Genomic DNA, 19,137 nt, shown 5'->3' with positions numbered 1-19,137 from the left:
ATAACTAAAGACAGGCAGGCATAATATGAAAAAATTCAAATTCCGTGCGCCCAAGCTCAAGCAGGCCACACCAGAACAGCTGACAGACCGGCTGCTGCTGATCAATCTTTATATCACACAAGGTCTTACACTCATTATCGGATTGATATGGATTTTATTTCAGAAAAGGAATCCCCTGGAATTATTTGTAACGCATAAAGGCGACTATTTCGTGGCATGGGGATTGGGGCTGGCAGCGATCATGTTTCTCATCGACTTTCTGGTGTCCAGAGTTACGCCTGAAGAAGTGATGGATGACGGAGGCATTAACAATATGCTGTTTCAAAACCGTCCGGTTTGGCATATTGTATTCATAGCTGCGCTCGTAGCGGTATGCGAAGAACTGTTGTTCAGGGGCGCTGTTCAGCATTCATTTGGACCTTATTGGACCAGTATCTTGTTCGCAGTTATCCACGTGCGATACTTGAAGCATTGGATCCCGACAGGATGGGTATTCCTGAGTAGTTATGGTCTCGGATATATTTACATACATTCCGGTACCCTGCTGGCACCAGTGGTTTGCCATTTTGCGATAGATTGTATATCTGGATTAGTGATTCGATTTCGGAGGGAATCATGAGTAGTGAATTAAGCAGAGTTGAAACTTATAACAGAAACCGAAAAAAAAACCAATCAAAAAAGCCCCCTCTTTCTCCAGACGAAGAACTGAAGACGAAATCGTCCAAAATTCGCAGAGAAGAGAAGAAATCTACAGCCGCGCCGACGTTAAGCCGGGTACGTTCAATGAAGGAACGAAAAGGCGTCGCAGAACCGGCCCGGGGAGAGAGCGAGCCCAGAGCTTCCCATTCGGCGGATTCAAGTCAGACCTACCGCTCACGATCCGAACGTTATAAGAACGGACATGATGGAAAAGCGGGAACTGAAGAGGATATTCATTCGGCGCCCGCCCGAACCGAAACCTACGGCTCCCATAGAAATGTGATCAGTAAGTATTTCACGAACTCATTATTTTTTCTCTTTCTTGTATTGACAGCATTTCTTGTGTATTGGGGAGTGAAGGGCGCTCCTCCATTGGAGGATCTATGGTAACAGAGGAGATTTTGTTATGGATTGCAGGGATCATTGCGGTATGCTGCGTTGTGATCTTTGCGAGAATGTCCTATGAAGCGAGACTTCATGCCGTAACATCTTCGGATGTTTTATTGGATAGATTGCCGGAGGCCTTTGATGGGAGCCGGATCTTTTTTATTTCGGATATTCATAAGCGCAAGCTTTCAAAAGAATTCATGCAGGAATTTAAAGCCAAGGCCGATTTGGTTATTCTCGGCGGAGATATTATGGAAAAAAACGTGCCTCTGGATCGAGTGAAGGCTAACTTGGAGATTTTATCGGAAATAGGTCCGATGTATGCAGTATACGGCAATCATGATTTGAAGGCCGATCCGGAAGGGGTAGCGCGGTTGATGCGGGAATCCGGCGGGACTCTTCTGAGGGACGAAAATGTACTGTTGGAACGGGACGGAAAGCACATATGCCTTACTGGCATTGATCAGCCGCGGAACAAGCGGGAAGGATATCCGGAGCTGCCGGAATTATGGCAGAGCCATCATGAATTATGCCGGATCGTCGTCGTGCATGATCCCGCGTGGCTCCGGTATGTACCCGATAAACCAGCCGATTTGATCCTAGCAGGACACACGCACGGCGGGCAGATTAGACTGCCATGGATTGGAGCCGTCCGGCTCAATGCATTTTACCGAAAATACGATTGCGGCTGGTTTAGATGGTATCAACCTCATTCTAAGGTGAAGAGACCCCAAATGTTAATCAGCAGGGGATTCGGCAACAGGCGTGTCACGCTGCGATTATGCTGTCCTGCGGAAATGCACCTTATTCAGCTAAAAAAGCACGCGGCAGTTGAGTAATTGGATATCGAAATATCGAAACTTGTATATGCGAAAAAGACACCCTAACCGTAATGAGCGGTGCAGGTGTCTTTTTTGCATTTCGAACCTTTATTTTTATCTCATTTCAAGCTCAATGCTGCGTGGATCAACGAAAGTATACCCTTTGCCCTCCAACTTGGTGAGAAGTTGATCAAGCGCTTCGGTGGTCCATGGAAGCTCATGCATCAATATATTGCTTCCCGCATGCAGCTGATCCAGCACGTTTTGAATGACTTTTTGGGGATTGTCAGTTCCTTTAGACTTCATGGTCCAATCCAATGAGCCGTTGGACCACGTCATGTAGAGCAGACCATTTTCCTTGGCGATCTTTTTGCCGATGTCTCCTCCTTCACCGAATGGCGGGCGGAAAAAGACCGGTGATTCTCCAATGGTGTCCTTCACAATTTTTTGCACGTCTTCGATCTGTTTCTTGACCTTTGCTTCAGGCTCCTTACGCAAGGAAATGTGATCCCAGCTGTGATTGCCGATGATCTGTCCGCGATCGTGAATTAACTTAAGCAGATCCGGATTTTCTTTGACGCGGTAGCCGTTGACAAAGAAAATTGCTTTGGCATGATGCTTGTCCAGCGTATCGATTAAGCTGTTGATCCATTCGGTTTTTTTGGGGCCGTCATCGAAGGTCAGCAAAACGACCTTTTTCTCAGTGCCCTCTTCGTTAGGAACAATATTATAAGCCTTATTCATGTGGTACTTCAATGGAACGGCGGTTTCGTTGTTCTGACCTGAAGCTTCCGGATCTGGGCTGTCTGTCTTCGCTGCATCATCACTCAATCCCGAATTATTGTTATCGGATTCGCCCGCATCTTCGCTGGTGCTTCCGTTTTCCGTTACGGAGTCCTTTGGAGGATCTTGATTGGCGGAAGTCGTTTTATCGCTGCTGTCTTGAGTGGATGCGCTAGGAGCAGCTGTGTCGGTGGTCTTTTCACTTTTTTCGCCGCATGCGCTTAACAACAAGGCAGTTACAAGAAGAAGCGCAGCTGTCTTTTTAACCATTTTTCCATCTCACTTTCCTGTTTTTATGCCGCATGGGAAAGCCCTTTTCCGCGAACAATACACTTGATTTTATCACATAAGGAGGTTGTAATTGTGAATACTTCGTCATTTATAAGCGGTGTGCTCATTGGTGCTGCAGCCACAGCCATTATGTCCAAAAACAAAGGCTCGATCACTTCCGCAATCACTCAAAATGCGGGTAAAATGATGGATATCGGTGCCATAGGTTCCCTCGGAACAAGCAGCGCCGGAGGCCACAGCAGCAACCATCATGCCCAATCGCATTCGAAGGATGAAAGCATGAAGCAGATCAATGAGTTTATCAACAGCAATCCTGATGTGAAAAGAGAAGTGGACATGATCATGAAGGAAACAAATACGGTCATACCTGGTTTGTAAACGAATCGGAAGCCATTAGAATCATTTTCTGCGGATGACGCTTAAAATGATTCTTTTTTTGTCTATTTTACAGCGTGCATTTCTGGTTATATAATGATAACATACTTACATAGAACTATTTTCAGCACACATTAGGGGAGACATCATAATTTGTTATATCATTGCTTGCAGAGGAGGATCCTGTCATGAAAATAGAACGATTGAGCTCAGATAAGATACGGATTTTCCTCACGTTCGACGATCTGAGTGAGCGCGGAATCCAGAAGGAAGACATGTGGCAGGAACTTCCCAAGGTCCATGAGCTGTTCACCGAAATGATGGATCAAGCCTATAACGAACTCGGTTTTGACGCAACCGGACCGCTCGCTGTAGAAGTATTTGCTCTGCCTGCTCAAGGCATGGTCGTCATCGTGACCCGAGGAAAATATGATCATCAGCATTACAGCCACTTAGGGGAAGATGAGCTCCCTGAAGAAGTATATGAAATGGAAGTGACCTTAGAGCAGAGCGATACTATCGTGTATGCTTTCAATGATTTTGAAGTGCTGATCGAAGCTGCGCATGTTCTTGGCGGTCATATTACCGAGGCAGGCCGTCTTTACCATTATAAAGATAAATGGGTGCTGTACATGGATCCTGAACAGATCGATTCCAGCAAGCATCCTTCACTTATAGCTGTATTGGCTGAATACGGGGAAGCTGCTTCTTACACCGAAGCCGTTCTCGACGAATATGGTAAGGTTGTCATGCAGGAGAATGCAATTGCAGTAATTCGTGAGCATTTCAAACGACAGGATTAAAATGGACGCGGTCATCCCATGAACATTCATGTCATGGGATGAATTGCTTTTCAGACGATAAAAACACGGAAAAGGGGGAAAGAAACGGTGCTTTGGTTCTCAGTCATAGCTTCGGCGCTAGCGCCGGGTCTCGCCCTTTTAACGTATTTTTATTTGAAGGACAGATACGAGCAAGAGCCGCTCATGATGGTGATTAAGGTGTTTGTGCTCGGGTTCCTGATTGTTGTCCCCGTGCTGATCATACAGCGGGGGATGACGAACGGCTTTGGGGGCAATCCCTATATAGAGTCATTCGTTATCTCATCTTTCGTTGAGGAGTTCCTGAAATGGTTTGTCCTGTATCATATGATTTACAATCATACGGAATTCGACGAGCCATATGACGGTATCGTATACGCGGTGGCTATTTCACTTGGATTTGCCACAGTCGAAAATGTGATGTATGCCTGGTACAGCCATGCTTCCATTGGAGCGATGTTCCTGCGGGCGCTGCTTCCGGTTTCAGGCCATGCCATGTTTGGCGTGATGATGGGGTATTATTTGGGACGCGCCCGTTTCTCCACCGGAGCCAAAGCGAAGCGTTTCTTAGCGTACTCGATGTTCATTCCATGGTTTTGGCATGGTGTATATGATCTGATTCTAGCGACCATGACCCAGTACTGGCTCTGGTTTATCGTACCGTTGATGGCTTTTCTGTGGTACGGGGGGATGGGGAAAGTATACCGGGCCAACAACCGCTCACCATTTCGTTTTCTCAAACGAGAAGAAGAGGTTAACACCTAAATTTAATGGGCACACTTGATCCTACGAGATTCCAATTTTGGAAAATTCATATGGATGGAGGGTGCCCTTTTTGCGTGTCAAAGTAACGATTGTGTGCAAGCAGTGCGGAGAACGGTTTATTTTAAGAGGAAAAAGAGACCGTGGACGGATCGAGACGGGCTTCAAGCAATGTCTTTGCAACAACAAAAATTTGTTCGATATCGAAGAACTGCCTGTTTAGAACGGCTGAACATCCGCTGACAAGCTTTTTCCTGTAGGGAACCAAATATTCTGAAGTCCTGCCATATGATGCATAAGACTCCTTTCTTCTTGTCAAACTAACAGCAGCAACCATATAAATTGAACTAAAGAATCAAGGAAACGCAAGGCTTATCTTTAGTTCATTTTATATAGTAGATGGATCAAAATCAGTCGTGAGCGCCTCAGGCCTTGGTTTGATCTATTCAGTTGAAGGAAGGAGACTTGAGCAATTATGTACAAGCGACTAAGCGCTGTTTTGTTTCCCATCGTTACCCTCTTTATGATCGGGGCTTTCGTGTGGGGGTATCAAGAGAACCAGGAAAAAAACTCGATTCTGATTAAAGCGGAAAACCAGTACCAACGGGCATTCCATGATTTGTCCTATCATATGGACCGCCTGCATAGTGAGCTTGGCAATACACTTGCGGTCAGTTCTACCTCCAATGCGATGCACCGTAAGGGGCTTATCAATGTATGGAGGTTGACGAGTGAAGCCCAGAATGAAATCAACCAACTGCCGCTAACCATGCTCCCTTTTAATAAAACCGAGGATTTCCTGTCCCGGATTTCAAATTTTTCCTATCAGACCTCCATGCGGAATTTGGACAAGGAGCCTCTGACGGAGGACGAAATGAAGAACCTGAAAGTCCTCTATAAGAATTCGTCTGACATCACTAAGGACCTCCAGACCGTTCAGAGCAAGGTCATTCAGAACCGCCTCCGCTGGATGGATGTGGAGAGTGCAATGGCATCCGAAGATAAGGCTCTGGATAACACGATTATTGACGGCTTTAAGACCGTTGACAAGCGTGTTGGGGAATACCCCGAATTGAACTGGGGGCCAGCCGTATCGAGCATGTACGACAAGCGTTCCGTGAAGATGTTGTCCGGCGTTGCGGTATCCAAAGAGGATATCAAACGCAAGGCAGCCAAATTTGCGGATGCGGGTGCGAATGCATCGATTCAGGTTACTGAAAACGGCAAGGGGACGGATTGGGAATCCTATACGGCTACCGTGAAATCCCAAAACCTGCCGGCTGTCATTTCGATGGATTTTACTAAAAAAGGCGGTCTGTTGATCAGCTATCACGATAACCGCAAAATCGGAAAGAAATCCGTGACGATCAAACAGGCCAAAGAAAAAGCAGACCAGTTCCTGGCCAAAAAAGGCTACAAGGACATGACGGCAGTCACCGCGGATCAATACAGTAATATGGGCAATCTGACATACGTCAGTACACAAGATGGCGTGCTGATCTATCCGGAAAAAATCACGGTTCGTGTCGGTCTGGACAATGGGGAAGTAACCGGCTTCCAGGCAAGCGACTATGTATACGAGCATAAAGGCAAACGCCAAATACCTAAGCCGAAGATGACCATGGATGAAGTCCGGAAGAAGATTAATCCGGAATTCAAAGAAACTTACAGCCGTACAGCGCTTATTAAGGATGATCAATCCAAAGAAACGCTATGCTACGAATTTGGTGGAAATATTAATGGATCAAGATACCGCTTGTACATGGACGCAAACGACGGCTCTGAAAAAGTTGTAGAAGAGCTGAAATCCTCAGATCGGCAGGCGGCTGTAAAATAAATGACTTTTATACCAGCTTAGAGGAAGCCTTTTACGCAAAGAGGCTTCTTTTTTTCGTTTAAAAACACGCTTACCTGTATCCAAAGTCATGGTATAATCAGGATATGCGGTTAATTTATGAGCTGGCGGTGAACTTCTTTGTATCCTAAAATAGGTGACTTATTGTTTATTAGCGTAGATTCGGGAGATGAAAAAGAAGCGGTCGTCCAATATAAATCCCGAATCGGGGATATGGACGAAGATTCGATTCTCATCGAGGTGCCGATGCAGGAGGGAACCGGGCGGCTCAAGCGGCTGTTTATCGGGGACGAGCTATCCATATTCTTTATGAGCGAAGGCGGCATCAAGAATTATTTCAACTCGTATGTCTTTGGTTTCAAAGAAGACATGATACGAATGGTTCGAATTCGTCGTCCGGAGCCGGACTCCATCAGCAAAATCCAGCGCCGCAGCTTTTTGCGCGTTCATGCGGAGCTTGAAGTAGCGGTCAAAACGGACAAGATGCTCCGCTTCGTAGCACGAACCGATGATGTGGGAGGCGGGGGACTATCCTTCTATTGCGATGCCAACCATCGCGTGTCGGAAGGAGATGGCGTGTCCTGCTGGGTTCTGGTTCCATATAAAAATGGAAGCATTGAACATGTACCTTTTAACGGTGAAATCGTCCGGATCAAGGTGCTCGAAAACGGGCGTAAAATCGTGATGGTTAAATTTACGGCGATCGCGGATATGGAACGCCAAAAGCTGATCCGATACTGCTTCGAACGCCAGTTTGATTTCAGACGTTAATGTACGCTTGTTTCAATTGAATCCTTCGAATAAAAATGACGATTCCCGGAAACATTAATAGGAAAAATCCGGGAGTGTATTTTGATGGATGAAAAGGAAAAGATCAGACAGTATCTATTGTTATTTGACCGTCTAAACATGCAAGCGGGTAAATTCACCAAAATACTGCTGATCTTTCTGATCGCGGCATTAATCTTCTTTCAGGCTGCATTGCATATCCGGCCGCTTAGACCGTTTATTTCTCCGGTCGACAGACTGGACGGGATCCCTGTAAAAGAGCGGAATGTCAAGGATTGGCAGGATTGATTTCATGTGTCTTTTTTGCATCACCGTATGTTGTGTGGTATAATTTTCACGTCGCAGGCAAAGCCTGCTTTTTTCTTGAAGAGATCAGAATGTTATGAACCTCTAAGTGAACACTGCATGATCTCACGAGAAAAACACGGCTGAAGGCGGCTCTGACCGCTGTGAAATACGTCAATCAGCGTTTTTCCTAGTATTTAGGGCAAGAGTTTCATGTGAAGTCTTGTCTTTGATCGCGAGAGGAAATCCCGTTAAAACGGTCTATCGTCACTGGGAATGCGGTTGATCAACGTTTTTCATATGCTTATGTTTGAGGAGGAATGCCCCTTTGGATAGGCAGGGGACGAAGAACAACTTGAAGATCAATATTGCAATTGACGGTCCTGCCGGGGCAGGCAAAAGCACGATTGCTCGCTTGGTGGCCAAAGAGCTGTCCTACATATACGTGGACACGGGTTCCATGTACCGGGCAGTAACCTGGTATATGCTGAAGCATGAAATTATGCCGGAATTTTCAGATCTGGTGCTTCAACATGCCCAAAATATGGTGATTGAATTAATGCCGGGTGCCGACGGTCAAAAGGTGCTTGTTGACGGTCAGGATGTTTCACCTCTCATCCGCTCACGCGAAGTAAATGGAATGGTATCGTTCTATGCTCAAATTGAGGGGCTTCGCAAGCACTTGGTAGCACTCCAGCAGCACATGGCTGCGCGCAAAGGCGTTGTGATGGATGGACGGGACATCGGTACAACAGTGCTGCCGGATGCCGAATTGAAAATATTCATGACGGCCAGCGTCAAGGAACGTGCTCTCCGCCGCTTTAAAGAGCTGAGTGATGCGCAAGGATTGACCTTGGAGCAGCTTGAGAAGGATATCGCAGAACGTGATCGTATCGACGAAGGACGCGAAATTTCACCACTGCGCTGTGCTGACGATGCAATTGTGCTCGATACGACGCAGATGGACATCCCTCAGGTTGTAGAAACGATCGTTTCTTATTGCAGAACTCATACGAACTCATAAGGATGGGGAGAACGACATGATTTATGTTTTTTGCCGCGGCGTACTGCGGATTCTCTTTGTTTTGATGTATGGCTTGGAAGCGGTAGGCAAGGAGAATATCCCGGATGAAGGCGGGGTTCTGCTCTGCTCGAATCACAAAAGTCTGCTCGATCCGATTGCTGTCGGGATTAAAGTGCGACGGCAGGTCAAATTTATGGCCAAGGAAGAATTATTCAAAATTCCGGTTCTCGGATGGCTGATCACGCAATTTGGCGCGTTCCCCGTTAAGAGAGGCGGAGTCAGTAAGGACTCTTTCAAAACATCCCTTAAAATATTGCGCGGTGGCGAGATTATGGGGATTTTTCCGGAAGGAACCCGCCATTCCGATAGCGGTGCCGCGAAAAAAGGCGCTGCAAGCTTTGCTCTCCGTAGCGGTGCAGCGGTTGTACCAGCCGCAATCGTAGGTGATTACAAGTTTTTACGGAAAATGAAAGTAATATACGGCAAGCCGATTGATTTATCAGAATTTGCGGCCATGGACTCGGCAGAAGCAGTTGAAGCGGTGACGGGCAAAATTATGTCGCGGATTCACGAAATGCAGAAAACCGGAAAGCCTACGCTGAATTAAAAGGCAACGTGCATGAAGGAAAGCACTTATTGGAAAGATATTAATTAGAATCTATTTGAATGTTTTGAACTCTGCGTCAGCAGGTTTGAATAAATGGTTTTTTTGAATTGAGGAGGGTATTGACATGTCGGAAGAAACAAAGAATCAGGAAGTTGAAGTTAATCAAGAGGAAATGGACCAATTCGTATCCTTGAAAAAAGGGGACACCGTGAAAGGGTCTATCGTCAAGCTGGAAGACAACCAGGCTTATGTAAGCATTGGATATAAATATGACGGTGTGATTCCGATTCGTGAGCTGTCTCCTGTTCATCTGGACAACGCATCGGATGCGGTTCAGGTTGGTCAAGAAGTAGAATGCAAAGTGGTAAGCATCGACGACGAGAAGGAAAAGCTTGTCCTTTCCAAACGCGCGATCGACAGTGAAAATGCATGGGAAGAGCTTGAAAAGCATTTTGAAGCTCAAGACGTGCTTGAAGTGACTGTAGCAGACGTTGTTAAGGGCGGCCTCGTTGCTGACGTGGGCGTGCGCGGATTCATCCCTGCTTCCATGGTAGAGCGTCATTTCGTAGAAGATTTCAGCGACTATAAAGGACGCACATTGCGCGTGAAAGTCAAAGAAATCGACCGTGAAAACAACAAGGTCATTCTTTCCGCTAAAGACGTCTTGGAAGAAGAATTCGAAGCAAACAAACTTCAAGTGATGTCCCAGCTTCAAGAAGGACAAGAAATCGAAGGAACGGTTCAACGTCTGACTCAATTCGGAGCATTCGTTGACGTAGGCGGAGTAGACGGACTTGTTCACGTGTCTGAAATGGCTTGGAATCATGTTGAAAAGCCAGCCGACGTTGTTTCCGAAGGTGACAAAGTGAAAGTTAAAGTCCTCAAAGTAGATCCTGAAAAAGGCAAAATCAGCCTCAGCATGAAAGCTGCTCAGCCTGGTCCTTGGGATTCTGCTGCTGAGAAATTCAACACAGGTGATGTGGTTACGGGCGAAGTTAAACGTCTTGTGACATTCGGTGCATTCGTTGAGCTTGCTCCAGGCGTTGAAGGACTTGTTCATATTTCCCAAATTTCTCATAAACACATCGGTACTCCGCAGGAAGTCCTGAAAGAAGGACAAGAGGTTCAAGTGAAAATCCTTGATATCAACACTGCAGAAAAACGTGTGAGTCTTAGCATCAAGGAGACTGAAGAAGCTCCGGCTGCTGCTCCTAGACCAGAAAGAGCGTCTAAAGGCAACAGTAACCATAAGGATGAGCTTAAGGACAATCCTAACGTATCTCTGAGCAACCAAGGTCTCAGCATTACGCTTGGAGAACGTTTTGGAGACAAACTCAGCAAATTCAAATGATTTTTGCAGTCTCGGAAATGAAAATCGGCGAACCCTTTAAACGGGCTCGCCGATTTTTTTTAAGACGAATATCCCAAGCAAGTTCCGTTAGATGCGGCCTGTGACTTTAAATATTCGTCGAATGAATGATTTTTTATGCAGTATTTTCCACTTATGAGGTTTGATGGATTTCATATTCATGCATATAGAAATGGGACTTATGCGCATGGAATCCCCTTCCTTCGGGAAAAAAGGATTAATGTGAGTATAGTCATATGAAACGTTAGCCAAAATAACTGTTTTTTGCTATGATGATAAGCGTAAGTATTGACAGGAGGAGTGAATATGGCAAGACCCGTAGTAGCTATCGTTGGCAGGCCTAACGTTGGCAAATCAACCATTTTCAACCGTTTGATTGGCGATCGGCTGGCCATCGTGGAAGATAAACCGGGAATTACCCGGGACCGGATTTATGGGGTATCCGAATGGAACGGCAAACCGTTCAGCGTCATTGACACCGGTGGTATCGAAATTGATGGAGACGATGTGATCTTAAAATCCATCCGCATGCAGGCTGAGCTTGCGATTGAGGAAGCGGATGTTATCGTATTTATGTGCGACGCCAAAAGCGGAGTAACGCAGTCGGATGAGGAAGTTGCCCAAATTCTGTTCCGTTCCGGGAAGCCTATTGTCCTCGCGGTAAATAAGGTAGACAATCTCGCCCGACATGACGAAATTTATGAATTCTACAGCCTTGGATTCGGTGACCCGATTGCGATCTCCGGAAGTCATGGAACCGGCATCGGCGACTTGCTGGACGCGATTGTCGACATTCTGCCTGAACTCAATGACGATGAGTATGATGAAGATGTCATTCGTGTAGCCTTAATCGGCCGTCCAAATGTAGGTAAATCATCACTGGTGAACGCCATATTGGGCGAAGAACGCGTTATTGTCAGCGATATTGCAGGTACAACTCGCGATGCGATCGATACGCCTTTCGAAAAGGATGGACAGCGGTATGTCCTTATCGATACCGCCGGTATGCGCAAGCGCGGAAAAGTGTATGAAACGACTGAGAAATACAGTGTCATGCGTGCCATGCGCGCCATAGAACGTGCTGATGTCGTGCTGATCGTTATTAACGGCGAAGAAGGCATCATTGACCAGGACAAGCACATTGCAGGATATGCGTATGAGGCAGGAAAAGCATCGATCTTTGTCGTGAACAAGTGGGATATCGTTGATAAAGATGACAAAACGATGCAGCAATTTGAGAAAAAGATCCGCGATCATTTTCTCTTCATGACTTATGCACCGATTGTCTTTTTGTCTGCGAAGACCAAATCCCGTTTGCATAAGTTGCTCCCGGTTGTGCAGCATGCGGCTGAACAACATACACTGCGCGTTCAAACACATCTTCTTAATGATGTTGTATCGGATGCTGTCGCAATTAATCCGCCTCCAACGGACAAAGGAAGGCGTCTGCGAATTAACTATGTAACCCAGGTGGCTGTGAAGCCTCCGACCATCGTTGTATTTGTCAATGATCCTGAATTGATGCACTTCTCTTATGAACGTTATCTGGAGAATAAAATCCGTGGAGCGTTTGATTTTGAAGGCACTCCGATCAGGATCTTCACGCGGCGCAAATCGGATGAAAGTTAGGGGAGAATAGATTGATTCTACAGATCATAGCCATTGTTCTGAGTTATCTGATCGGCTCTATCAGCTTCAGCGTCGTGTTGGCGAAGCTTCTGAAAGGGATTGATATTCGTCAGCATGGCAGCGGTAATGCGGGGGCAACCAACACGCTTCGGATTTTGGGGAAAGGGCCGGCGATTGCCGTGCTTTTGCTCGACGTTTTGAAAGGAATCGCTGCCGTTTGGCTCGGTAAGTGGCTGGGTGACGGAAATGAGTGGATTCCCGCTCTTTGCGGTATCGCTGCGATCATAGGGCATAACTGGCCGGTCTATTTCCACTTTCGCGGGGGGAAGGGGATTGCGACAACGATCGGCGTCATGGCCACAATGAGCTTTCTTCCGGCTTTGTGCGCCGGCATTATTGCAATTTTGCTGATTGTCATCACACGTTACGTATCTCTGGGTTCGCTTGTTTTCGTAGCGTTGACACCAATCTCGCTGCTGCTCTTTGGTTTAATCTCTGGTTTTAACTGGCCCATCTTTTGGTCCAGCTTGGTTATCTGTTTGTTTGCCTTCTGGAGACATCGAAGCAATATTGTGAAAATTGTTCAAGGTCGGGAAAACAAAATAGGCTCCGGAGGATCCAAAGGAGGAAAGGGAATTGTCAAATAAAGTAGCTGTGCTTGTTGCCGGAAGCTGGGGAACCGCTCTGGCTAGCGTTCTTGCGGCGAACCATCCCAATGTCATCATCTGGAGCCGGAATAGCGAGCAAGTGCAAGAAATAAATGAAAAGCACATGAACAGCCGCTATTTGCCGGATGCAGATTTGCCTCCAAATCTGAAAGCAACAACGGATATGGAGGAAGCGGTCTCCGGTGCGGGAGCCGTATTGATCGTAGCACCTTCCAAGGCGATGCGCGAGGTTGCCCGGTCCTTTAAGGCATATTGGCATAAGGATATGTTATGTATACACGCAACAAAGGGTTTTGAAACGGAAACCATGAAACGGATGTCCACGGTTATTTCCGAAGAGTTGGGATGCAAAGAGGGAGACCTTGTCGTTCTCTCCGGACCGAGTCATGCGGAGGAAGTGGTGCGCCGTTGTCCCACGACGGTGGTTGTTGCATCCCTGAACCAAAAGGCAGCTGCTGCTGCACAGGATCTCTTTATGAATGCGGATTTCCGAGTATACACCAATCGTGACATGCTCGGCGTGGAACTCGCGGGAGCACTGAAAAATATCATTGCACTTGGAGCAGGCATGTCGGATGGTCTCGGTTATGGGGACAATGCCAAAGCGGCACTGCTCACCCGGGGACTTGCTGAAATGACGCGCATTGGAGTAGAGATGGGAGCCAATCCGCTTACGTTCTCCGGACTTGCCGGCATAGGAGACCTTGTTGTTACCGCTACCAGCCGGCACAGCCGCAACTGGCGTGCGGGTTCGATGCTCGGACAAGGAACGAAGCTGGACGAAGTTCTGGGGTCCATGGGCATGGTGGTGGAAGGGATTCGGACGACGAAGGCGGTTCACACGATTTCCGAGAAATACGGTGTTCAGATGCCTATAGCGGCACAGCTGTATCAAGTGCTTTTTGAAGACAAAGATCCTAAGGTTGCCGTGGAAGCGTTAATGGGACGCGATCCCAAGACGGAAATGGAATCCATGAAGCTCGAAACTTGGGAACAATGGCATAGCTGATGCTTTTCACCTTTCAAGGCCATTCCTCATATATATAGGTTGAGGACTGCCGGAGGAGGGGAGAAGATGAGCAAAAATATTTCCAAGGATGTGCTGAATGTTGTCAACAAGAAGTCAGGGAAGCACATCTCGGAAAATGCCGTTAAGAAGCTTGCTAGCACTGTAAAACCTTCTACTATGCAAAATGAGACCCAGCTCCGCCAACTGATCAAGCAGGTGTCCGCGATGGCCAATGTTCCAGTCAGCGAAGATACCATACAGGATATCGTCAACGCGGTCAAAAAGAGTGGGATGAATCCATCAAACATGGAATCGCTGATGAAACTTATGATGAAGAAATAAAGCATGCATATTGAAGTATAAAGGGCAGTAAAGTCGGGCGAAGCCTCGCGGCTTCCGAGACTTTATGCTCTTTTTTTAAGATATAAGACAGGACAAGCCTTGTAGGGGATCTGACTGCGCGATAAAGCCTCCAATAAAGGCGGTCTGCCTCTTGAGAGTTACACCTGTCGACGTTTTTCTTATGATAAGAAAGTGGACAGGTTTCATGCTATAATACATTTATATACATCGTATAGAATGGAGAATCAGAGCCTATGGATCCGATGACGAAAATGTGGGTTTCCCTGATTGCCATGTTGGTAATGGGGTTATCCGTGTTTTTAATTACATTTGCACGTACCAAAACGACTGGAGTGCTTCGGGGCACTTTATCCTTTGTGGCGTTTATCATTATGGTGGTCGGATTTCTCGGGGGAATGGCGGCGTTAATGTGATGAACCGTTTCCGAATGCTTTTTGAAAAGAAGAAACCGGTGAGTGAAGCCAAGCCTTTAGAAGAATTCGGAACCAATGAGCTGGAAGCCACAATGCAGCTTAAGGGAAGAACCATCGAGAAAACCGTGGTTCCAGAACCGGGTAAAACCATTCTACAGCATGCCAAGGATCATGAAATCGATTGGCAGCATATGTGCAAGCGCGGCACTTGCGCCCGTTGCAGATGCCAGGTTTTGGTGGGAGCCGAGTTTCTGGAGGAGCCTACGGAAGCGGAGCACCGCCGACTGGATCCGGAAGAGTTCGATGATGGCTTTCGCCTGGGTTGTCAGACTGTCGTGAAAATGCCGGGTAAAATTATAGCGCAGAACAAAACCTATTTCTAAACGGATGGATAGGAGAGTGGGCCATGCAGATCACATCCGAATTACAGCATGCGCTGAAGCAGGTGTCCGAGACGCTGAACGAAGCCGGAACATGCTGGCTGATCGGCGGTAGCTGCGGACTTCTGCTCCAGAATGTGCATCTGGACGCAATGCCAAGAGACATAGATGTTTATACGGACCAAGTCCATATGGCAGAGCTTCATCATCTGCTCCAAGACCGGGCCGTTGACGAGCCCGTGTTAAGTGAGACGGAAAGATACCAGTCGATTCTCAGCCACTACAAGGTGGAGGATTACATGATGGAGTTGGTAGGAAGTTTTAAGGTCCGCACTCAAGGAAGCCATTATGAAGTCTGGGTGGATGAACAGTTGTACCCGCAAGCAGCAGAAGTGAATCTGGAGGGTTCCATCTTACCTTTAATGCCTCTGGGACATGAGCTGGTCTTTAATGTGCTCAGGGAGAGAACCGACCGTTACAATGCTATCGCGCAAGTGATGCGTGCGGACCTCTCTGCTCACCTACCGCTTCTAGGGCAAATCATGGCCAGCAGCAGCTTTTCGGAGAAGCATATCCGTATATTGGAGAACCTATTAGGATGGAGTCTTTCCGGCAATGCAGAAATCGGTTCTCCGCAAGGTTTCTTGCGAGAGGAGCCGCAGCAGAAATGAATCACGAAATTATTTTCAATCCTACCGGCAAAAAAGCTGTGGTCAGCCACGGCACGTCTGTGCTGGCTGCCGCTCACAGAGCAGGAGTACATATCCCTACGCGCTGCGGGGGGAAGATGGGATGCCTGATGTGCAAAGTTCATGTGGATGAAGCGGCAGGAAAGCGGTTATCCCGTCCTGCCGAATCCGAAAAGCGCAAGCTTGGTTCGCTAATACAACAAGGCGTCAGACTGGCATGCCAGTCCAAGATCGAGGGAAACCTTACCGTATCCGTGCCGGAAGATAAACTCAAGGCTGCCATCCGGAAACAGTTGGAGGCAGCGCGTCAGGAGGATGAGGATGAGCTGTGGTAAGACAGTCTTAGCCCTTTACCCTTACACATAACTTAGATGATATAAAGGATGATCATAGTGACTCAAGCTCATATTGTCAAACGTTCCGGAACCTTTCGGAAAGCCGCGGCAGCTGTCATGGTAGTGCTGCTTGCGGTCAGCTTGACCGGGTGCTTGTATCCGGATGAGAAGAAGACGGAAAACAGGGTTTCGTACCGTGAAAGTGTCAAGCGGGTTCAGTCGGCCATTGAAGATTTTCAGAAGGATCAAGGCTTGCTGCCGATTCTAAACGCGGATGAAAATACACCGAAGTATGAAAAGTTCCGCATTGATCTGGATCAGCTGCAAAAGCGCGGTTTTATCGATGAAATACCGACCACTGCATTCGAGAAAGGCGGCAGCGGCTATTTCCTGATACAGAACGAAGAAACGAATCCGACCGTTAAGGTGATGGATTTGATTACGGTACAAAAGGTCAATGACGTTCAGCGTGCGGTCAATCGATACAAGAGTGCTCATGGAGGGAAGCTTCCTGCAGGCGAAGAAGTATATCCGGGCATTCATGTCGTTGATCCGACACTTGCGGATACGAAAAATATCTTGCTTAAAAGCGTTTATTCAGGCCAGGATATGAATTTTATCATGGATCAGGCAGGCGTGGTCTATGTCGATTATGCTTTTGATATCATGCAGTTAATCGATAAGGAAGGGCTTAAGCCAACCAAGGAAGAGGATTTGCGAGATGAGCTCGTGAAGTCTTCTGATTATGTCCCTGTAAAATCTCTCCCATATCAATGGTCCGGAGATTCGCCGGTTGCGGTGGAATCCATATCGCAGCACTCTTAATATGATACCCATCGGAAGCTGTTCTCTTGAAGTGCGTTTGCACAATAGAGGATGGCTTCTTTTTTTAGATATTATCCATTGCTATACATAGATGAACTCCTTCCTGCATATACCTGAGATGGATGACGAGGCCGGCAAAGCTTGGATATATGAATGGGCAAAGCTGCGGAATGAGGGCCAGATCCGCTTTGAATCCATTCATATAGGTTATGAGATTTTGCAAAATACCCGTCATATTGTTTTTGATAGGTACATAATATGATACTAGTCCAAATGCCTAAAGCGAGTATCGCCGCTTTGCCGTTTCCGATCCAATTCTGACCCCGGCGGCGGACTACTGACGACATTGTATGGCTCAAATCCGTTGCAATGGCTCGAGGCTCCAGATGGAACACGAAGCGGATGCTCTTAAGCATTTTTCCTTCGGAGTAAATGAGGAGGGGATCTCTTTTGGAAAAAGTGGACATTTTTAAAGACATTGCCGAACGCACCGGCGGGGATATTTACCTGGGTGTCGTCGGCGCAGTCCGAACAGGCAAATCAACGTTCATCAAGCGGTTCATGGAAACCATCGTGCTTCCGAATATCGCCAGTGAAGCCGACCGTGCCCGTGCGGTTGATGAACTGCCGCAAAGCGCGGCTGGCAAAACCATTATGACAACCGAGCCCAAATTTGTACCCAATAACGCGGTGCAAATTAAAGTGGCAGAAGGACTGGACGTCAATGTGCGTCTGGTAGATTGTGTAGGCTATGCGGTTGAAGGCGCGAAGGGATACGAAGACGAGAATGGTCCTCGCATGATATCCACCCCATGGTTTGAGGAGCCTATCCCATTCCAGGAAGCGGCGGAAATCGGCACGCGCAAGGTGATCCAGGAGCATTCCACGCTTGGCGTGGTAGTTACGACAGACGGCTCGATTGCCGAAATCCCCCGGAATTCCTACGTGGAGGCGGAAGAACGCGTCATAGCGGAGCTTAAGGAAGTCGGCAAGCCGTTTGTACTCGTCATCAACTCGACACGTCCACGCAGCGAAGAAACGCTTCAGCTTCGGAATGAACTCGCAGAGAAGTATGATATTCCGGTTATGTCGCTCAGCGCCGCAACGATGACTGAGGATGATGTGACTGGGGTTCTCCGTGAAGTGCTTTACGAATTCCCGGTTCATGAGGTGAACGTGAATCTGCCGAGCTGGGTCATGGTGCTGAACGAGAAGCACTGGCTTCGCAACAACTATGAAAATTCCGTCCGTGATACGGTGAAGGATATCCGCAGACTCCGCGATGTCGACCGTGTGGTCTCTCAATTCATGGATTACGAATTCATTAATCGGGCTGCACTCAGCGGCATGAACATGGGGCAAGGTGTGGCCGAGATCGACCTGTTCGCTCCGGATGAGCTGTATGACCAAATCCTGATGGAAGTGGTCGGCGTTGAAATCCGCGGCAAGGATCATCTGCTTCAGCTGATGCAGGAATTCTCGCATGCCAAACGGGAATATGACCGCTTCGCAGAGGCGCTTGAGATGGTCAAGACGACGGGATACGGCATCGCAGCACCATCTTTAGCTGAAATGTCATTGGATGAGCCTGAGCTTATCCGCCAGGGCACCAGATTCGGCGTGAGACTGAAGGCTACGGCACCATCGATCCATATGATTCGTGTAGACGTGGAATCCGAATTCTCGCCAATCATCGGTACGGAAAAACAAAGCGAGGAGCTTGTCCGCTACCTCATCCAGGATTTCGAGAACGACCCGATCAAGATCTGGGATTCAGACATCTTCGGCCGTTCCCTGCATTCGATCGTCCGCGAAGGCATTCAAGGCAAAATAGCCATGATGCCGGACAATGCAAGATACAAGCTGCAGGAAACGCTAGGAAGAATCATCAACGAAGGATCAGGTGGACTCATAGCCATCATCTTATAGAAATGGCGCAGCCAAAAGCCGCAAGGGAG

Annotated in this window: 24 protein-coding genes; 23 read left to right on the top strand and 1 reads right to left on the bottom strand. The window is 47.4% G+C overall.

Translation table 11 applies throughout. The annotated features are described in order from the left end of the window. Positions 1-25 precede the first annotated feature (25 nt). The 3 genes from GRF59_RS14130 to GRF59_RS14120 are packed head-to-tail and all read left to right on the top strand — an operon-like array spanning position 26 to position 1,925. Positions 26-619, top strand: a complete 594-nt coding sequence (locus GRF59_RS14130; protein WP_160498370.1) for a CPBP family intramembrane glutamic endopeptidase — start codon at positions 26-28, stop codon at positions 617-619. Further along, entirely contained in the window at positions 616-1,089 is a 474-nt protein-coding gene (locus GRF59_RS14125) for a hypothetical protein (protein WP_160498369.1), read from the top strand. The genes GRF59_RS14130 and GRF59_RS14125 overlap by 4 nt, the downstream gene beginning before the upstream one ends. Continuing rightward, on the top strand, positions 1,083-1,925 hold the full coding sequence (locus tag GRF59_RS14120) for a metallophosphoesterase (RefSeq protein WP_160498368.1): 843 nt from the start codon (positions 1,083-1,085) through the stop codon (positions 1,923-1,925). Before GRF59_RS14125 ends, GRF59_RS14120 begins: the two co-directional genes overlap by 7 nt. Before the next feature lie 96 nt (positions 1,926-2,021). Here GRF59_RS14120 and GRF59_RS14115 read toward each other — a convergent pair whose 3' ends face one another. Continuing rightward, positions 2,022-2,960: a polysaccharide deacetylase family protein gene (locus tag GRF59_RS14115; protein WP_160498367.1), complete on the bottom strand. Its 939-nt coding sequence runs from the start codon at positions 2,958-2,960 to the stop codon at positions 2,022-2,024. Between the two features lie 93 nt (positions 2,961-3,053). Between GRF59_RS14115 and GRF59_RS14110 the strand changes: the two genes are divergently transcribed. The 20 genes from GRF59_RS14110 (at position 3,054) to spoIVA (ending at position 19,108) form a co-directional block, all read left to right on the top strand. Next, complete coding sequence (locus GRF59_RS14110) at positions 3,054-3,359, top strand: hypothetical protein (protein ID WP_160498366.1); 306 nt, start codon at positions 3,054-3,056, stop codon at positions 3,357-3,359. Positions 3,360-3,544: 185 nt separating this feature from the next. Beyond that, positions 3,545-4,159: a genetic competence negative regulator gene (locus tag GRF59_RS14105; RefSeq protein ID WP_160498365.1), complete on the top strand. Its 615-nt coding sequence runs from the start codon at positions 3,545-3,547 to the stop codon at positions 4,157-4,159. 87 nt (positions 4,160-4,246) lie between these two features. Further along, a complete protein-coding gene (gene prsW, locus GRF59_RS14100; protein ID WP_160498364.1) occupies positions 4,247-4,942 on the top strand; it encodes a glutamic-type intramembrane protease PrsW in 696 nt (231 codons plus the stop codon). A 70-nt stretch (positions 4,943-5,012) separates the two neighbouring features. Then, a complete protein-coding gene (locus tag GRF59_RS29410; protein WP_202128689.1) occupies positions 5,013-5,162 on the top strand; it encodes a hypothetical protein in 150 nt (49 codons plus the stop codon). A gap of 252 nt (positions 5,163-5,414) precedes the next feature. Further along, the gene (gene ypeB / locus GRF59_RS14095; RefSeq protein WP_160498363.1) at positions 5,415-6,776 is read left to right on the top strand and encodes a germination protein YpeB; all 1,362 of its coding nucleotides are present in this window, start codon (positions 5,415-5,417) and stop codon (positions 6,774-6,776) included. A 138-nt stretch (positions 6,777-6,914) separates the two neighbouring features. Continuing rightward, positions 6,915-7,565 (top strand): flagellar brake protein, encoded by a 651-nt coding sequence (locus tag GRF59_RS14090; protein WP_160498362.1) that lies wholly within the window; start codon positions 6,915-6,917, stop codon positions 7,563-7,565. Between the two features lie 84 nt (positions 7,566-7,649). Then, positions 7,650-7,871, top strand: a complete 222-nt coding sequence (locus GRF59_RS29405; protein WP_202128758.1) for a hypothetical protein — start codon at positions 7,650-7,652, stop codon at positions 7,869-7,871. Between the two features lie 325 nt (positions 7,872-8,196). Next, a complete protein-coding gene (cmk, locus tag GRF59_RS14085) occupies positions 8,197-8,892 on the top strand; it encodes a (d)CMP kinase (protein WP_160498361.1) in 696 nt (231 codons plus the stop codon). 16 nt (positions 8,893-8,908) lie between these two features. Beyond that, complete coding sequence (locus GRF59_RS14080; RefSeq protein ID WP_160498360.1) at positions 8,909-9,499, top strand: lysophospholipid acyltransferase family protein; 591 nt, start codon at positions 8,909-8,911, stop codon at positions 9,497-9,499. A gap of 124 nt (positions 9,500-9,623) precedes the next feature. Next, positions 9,624-10,850, top strand: a complete 1,227-nt coding sequence (gene rpsA, locus GRF59_RS14075) for a 30S ribosomal protein S1 (RefSeq protein ID WP_160498359.1) — start codon at positions 9,624-9,626, stop codon at positions 10,848-10,850. A 324-nt stretch (positions 10,851-11,174) separates the two neighbouring features. Further along, positions 11,175-12,497, top strand: coding sequence for a ribosome biogenesis GTPase Der (gene der / locus GRF59_RS14070; protein ID WP_160498358.1), 1,323 nt, complete (start codon positions 11,175-11,177; stop codon positions 12,495-12,497). Between the two features lie 11 nt (positions 12,498-12,508). Next, positions 12,509-13,144, top strand: a complete 636-nt coding sequence (gene plsY, locus GRF59_RS14065) for a glycerol-3-phosphate 1-O-acyltransferase PlsY (RefSeq protein ID WP_160498357.1) — start codon at positions 12,509-12,511, stop codon at positions 13,142-13,144. Further along, positions 13,134-14,174: an NAD(P)H-dependent glycerol-3-phosphate dehydrogenase gene (locus GRF59_RS14060; RefSeq protein WP_160498356.1), complete on the top strand. Its 1,041-nt coding sequence runs from the start codon at positions 13,134-13,136 to the stop codon at positions 14,172-14,174. Before plsY ends, GRF59_RS14060 begins: the two co-directional genes overlap by 11 nt. A 66-nt stretch (positions 14,175-14,240) precedes the next feature. Then, positions 14,241-14,516, top strand: coding sequence for a stage VI sporulation protein F (locus tag GRF59_RS14055; protein WP_160498355.1), 276 nt, complete (start codon positions 14,241-14,243; stop codon positions 14,514-14,516). Between the two features lie 254 nt (positions 14,517-14,770). Continuing rightward, positions 14,771-14,950, top strand: coding sequence for a DUF2768 family protein (locus tag GRF59_RS14050; RefSeq protein ID WP_127602835.1), 180 nt, complete (start codon positions 14,771-14,773; stop codon positions 14,948-14,950). Between the two features lie 14 nt (positions 14,951-14,964). Then, positions 14,965-15,333, top strand: coding sequence for a 2Fe-2S iron-sulfur cluster-binding protein (locus tag GRF59_RS14045; protein ID WP_341480073.1), 369 nt, complete (start codon positions 14,965-14,967; stop codon positions 15,331-15,333). 23 nt (positions 15,334-15,356) lie between these two features. Continuing rightward, on the top strand, positions 15,357-16,001 hold the full coding sequence (locus tag GRF59_RS14040; protein WP_160498354.1) for a nucleotidyltransferase domain-containing protein: 645 nt from the start codon (positions 15,357-15,359) through the stop codon (positions 15,999-16,001). Next, complete coding sequence (locus GRF59_RS14035) at positions 15,998-16,354, top strand: 2Fe-2S iron-sulfur cluster-binding protein (protein ID WP_160498353.1); 357 nt, start codon at positions 15,998-16,000, stop codon at positions 16,352-16,354. Before GRF59_RS14040 ends, GRF59_RS14035 begins: the two co-directional genes overlap by 4 nt. Before the next feature lie 48 nt (positions 16,355-16,402). After that, positions 16,403-17,179: a hypothetical protein gene (locus tag GRF59_RS14030; RefSeq protein WP_160498352.1), complete on the top strand. Its 777-nt coding sequence runs from the start codon at positions 16,403-16,405 to the stop codon at positions 17,177-17,179. A 450-nt stretch (positions 17,180-17,629) separates the two neighbouring features. Continuing rightward, positions 17,630-19,108: a stage IV sporulation protein A gene (spoIVA, locus tag GRF59_RS14025; protein WP_160498351.1), complete on the top strand. Its 1,479-nt coding sequence runs from the start codon at positions 17,630-17,632 to the stop codon at positions 19,106-19,108. The last annotated feature ends 29 nt before the right edge of the window (positions 19,109-19,137 follow it).

Source organism: Paenibacillus dendrobii, from assembly GCF_009807035.1.
GTDB lineage: Bacteria > Bacillota > Bacilli > Paenibacillales > Paenibacillaceae > Paenibacillus_AQ > Paenibacillus_AQ dendrobii.
The sequence above is the reverse complement of the archived record's forward strand: the minus strand, read 5'-3'. Positions and strand labels throughout refer to the sequence as shown.

Excerpts from the sequence above, each read along its gene's own strand:
- GRF59_RS14130 (WP_160498370.1), top strand. The coding sequence starts at position 26 with ATGAAAAAATTCAAATTCCGTGCGCCCAAGCTCAAGCAGGCCACACCA.
- GRF59_RS14125 (WP_160498369.1), top strand. The coding sequence starts at position 616 with ATGAGTAGTGAATTAAGCAGAGTTGAAACTTATAACAGAAACCGAAAA.
- GRF59_RS14120 (WP_160498368.1), top strand. The coding sequence starts at position 1,083 with ATGGTAACAGAGGAGATTTTGTTATGGATTGCAGGGATCATTGCGGTA.
- GRF59_RS14115 (WP_160498367.1), bottom strand. The coding sequence starts at position 2,960 with ATGGTTAAAAAGACAGCTGCGCTTCTTCTTGTAACTGCCTTGTTGTTA.
- GRF59_RS14105 (WP_160498365.1), top strand. The coding sequence starts at position 3,545 with ATGAAAATAGAACGATTGAGCTCAGATAAGATACGGATTTTCCTCACG.
- ypeB (WP_160498363.1), top strand. The coding sequence starts at position 5,415 with ATGTACAAGCGACTAAGCGCTGTTTTGTTTCCCATCGTTACCCTCTTT.
- GRF59_RS29405 (WP_202128758.1), top strand. The coding sequence starts at position 7,650 with ATGGATGAAAAGGAAAAGATCAGACAGTATCTATTGTTATTTGACCGT.
- GRF59_RS14080 (WP_160498360.1), top strand. The coding sequence starts at position 8,909 with ATGATTTATGTTTTTTGCCGCGGCGTACTGCGGATTCTCTTTGTTTTG.
- rpsA (WP_160498359.1), top strand. The coding sequence starts at position 9,624 with ATGTCGGAAGAAACAAAGAATCAGGAAGTTGAAGTTAATCAAGAGGAA.
- der (WP_160498358.1), top strand. The coding sequence starts at position 11,175 with ATGGCAAGACCCGTAGTAGCTATCGTTGGCAGGCCTAACGTTGGCAAA.
- GRF59_RS14055 (WP_160498355.1), top strand. The coding sequence starts at position 14,241 with ATGAGCAAAAATATTTCCAAGGATGTGCTGAATGTTGTCAACAAGAAG.
- GRF59_RS14050 (WP_127602835.1), top strand. The coding sequence starts at position 14,771 with ATGGATCCGATGACGAAAATGTGGGTTTCCCTGATTGCCATGTTGGTA.
- GRF59_RS14045 (WP_341480073.1), top strand. The coding sequence starts at position 14,965 with ATGCTTTTTGAAAAGAAGAAACCGGTGAGTGAAGCCAAGCCTTTAGAA.
- GRF59_RS14040 (WP_160498354.1), top strand. The coding sequence starts at position 15,357 with ATGCAGATCACATCCGAATTACAGCATGCGCTGAAGCAGGTGTCCGAG.
- GRF59_RS14035 (WP_160498353.1), top strand. The coding sequence starts at position 15,998 with ATGAATCACGAAATTATTTTCAATCCTACCGGCAAAAAAGCTGTGGTC.
- GRF59_RS14030 (WP_160498352.1), top strand. The coding sequence starts at position 16,403 with ATGATCATAGTGACTCAAGCTCATATTGTCAAACGTTCCGGAACCTTT.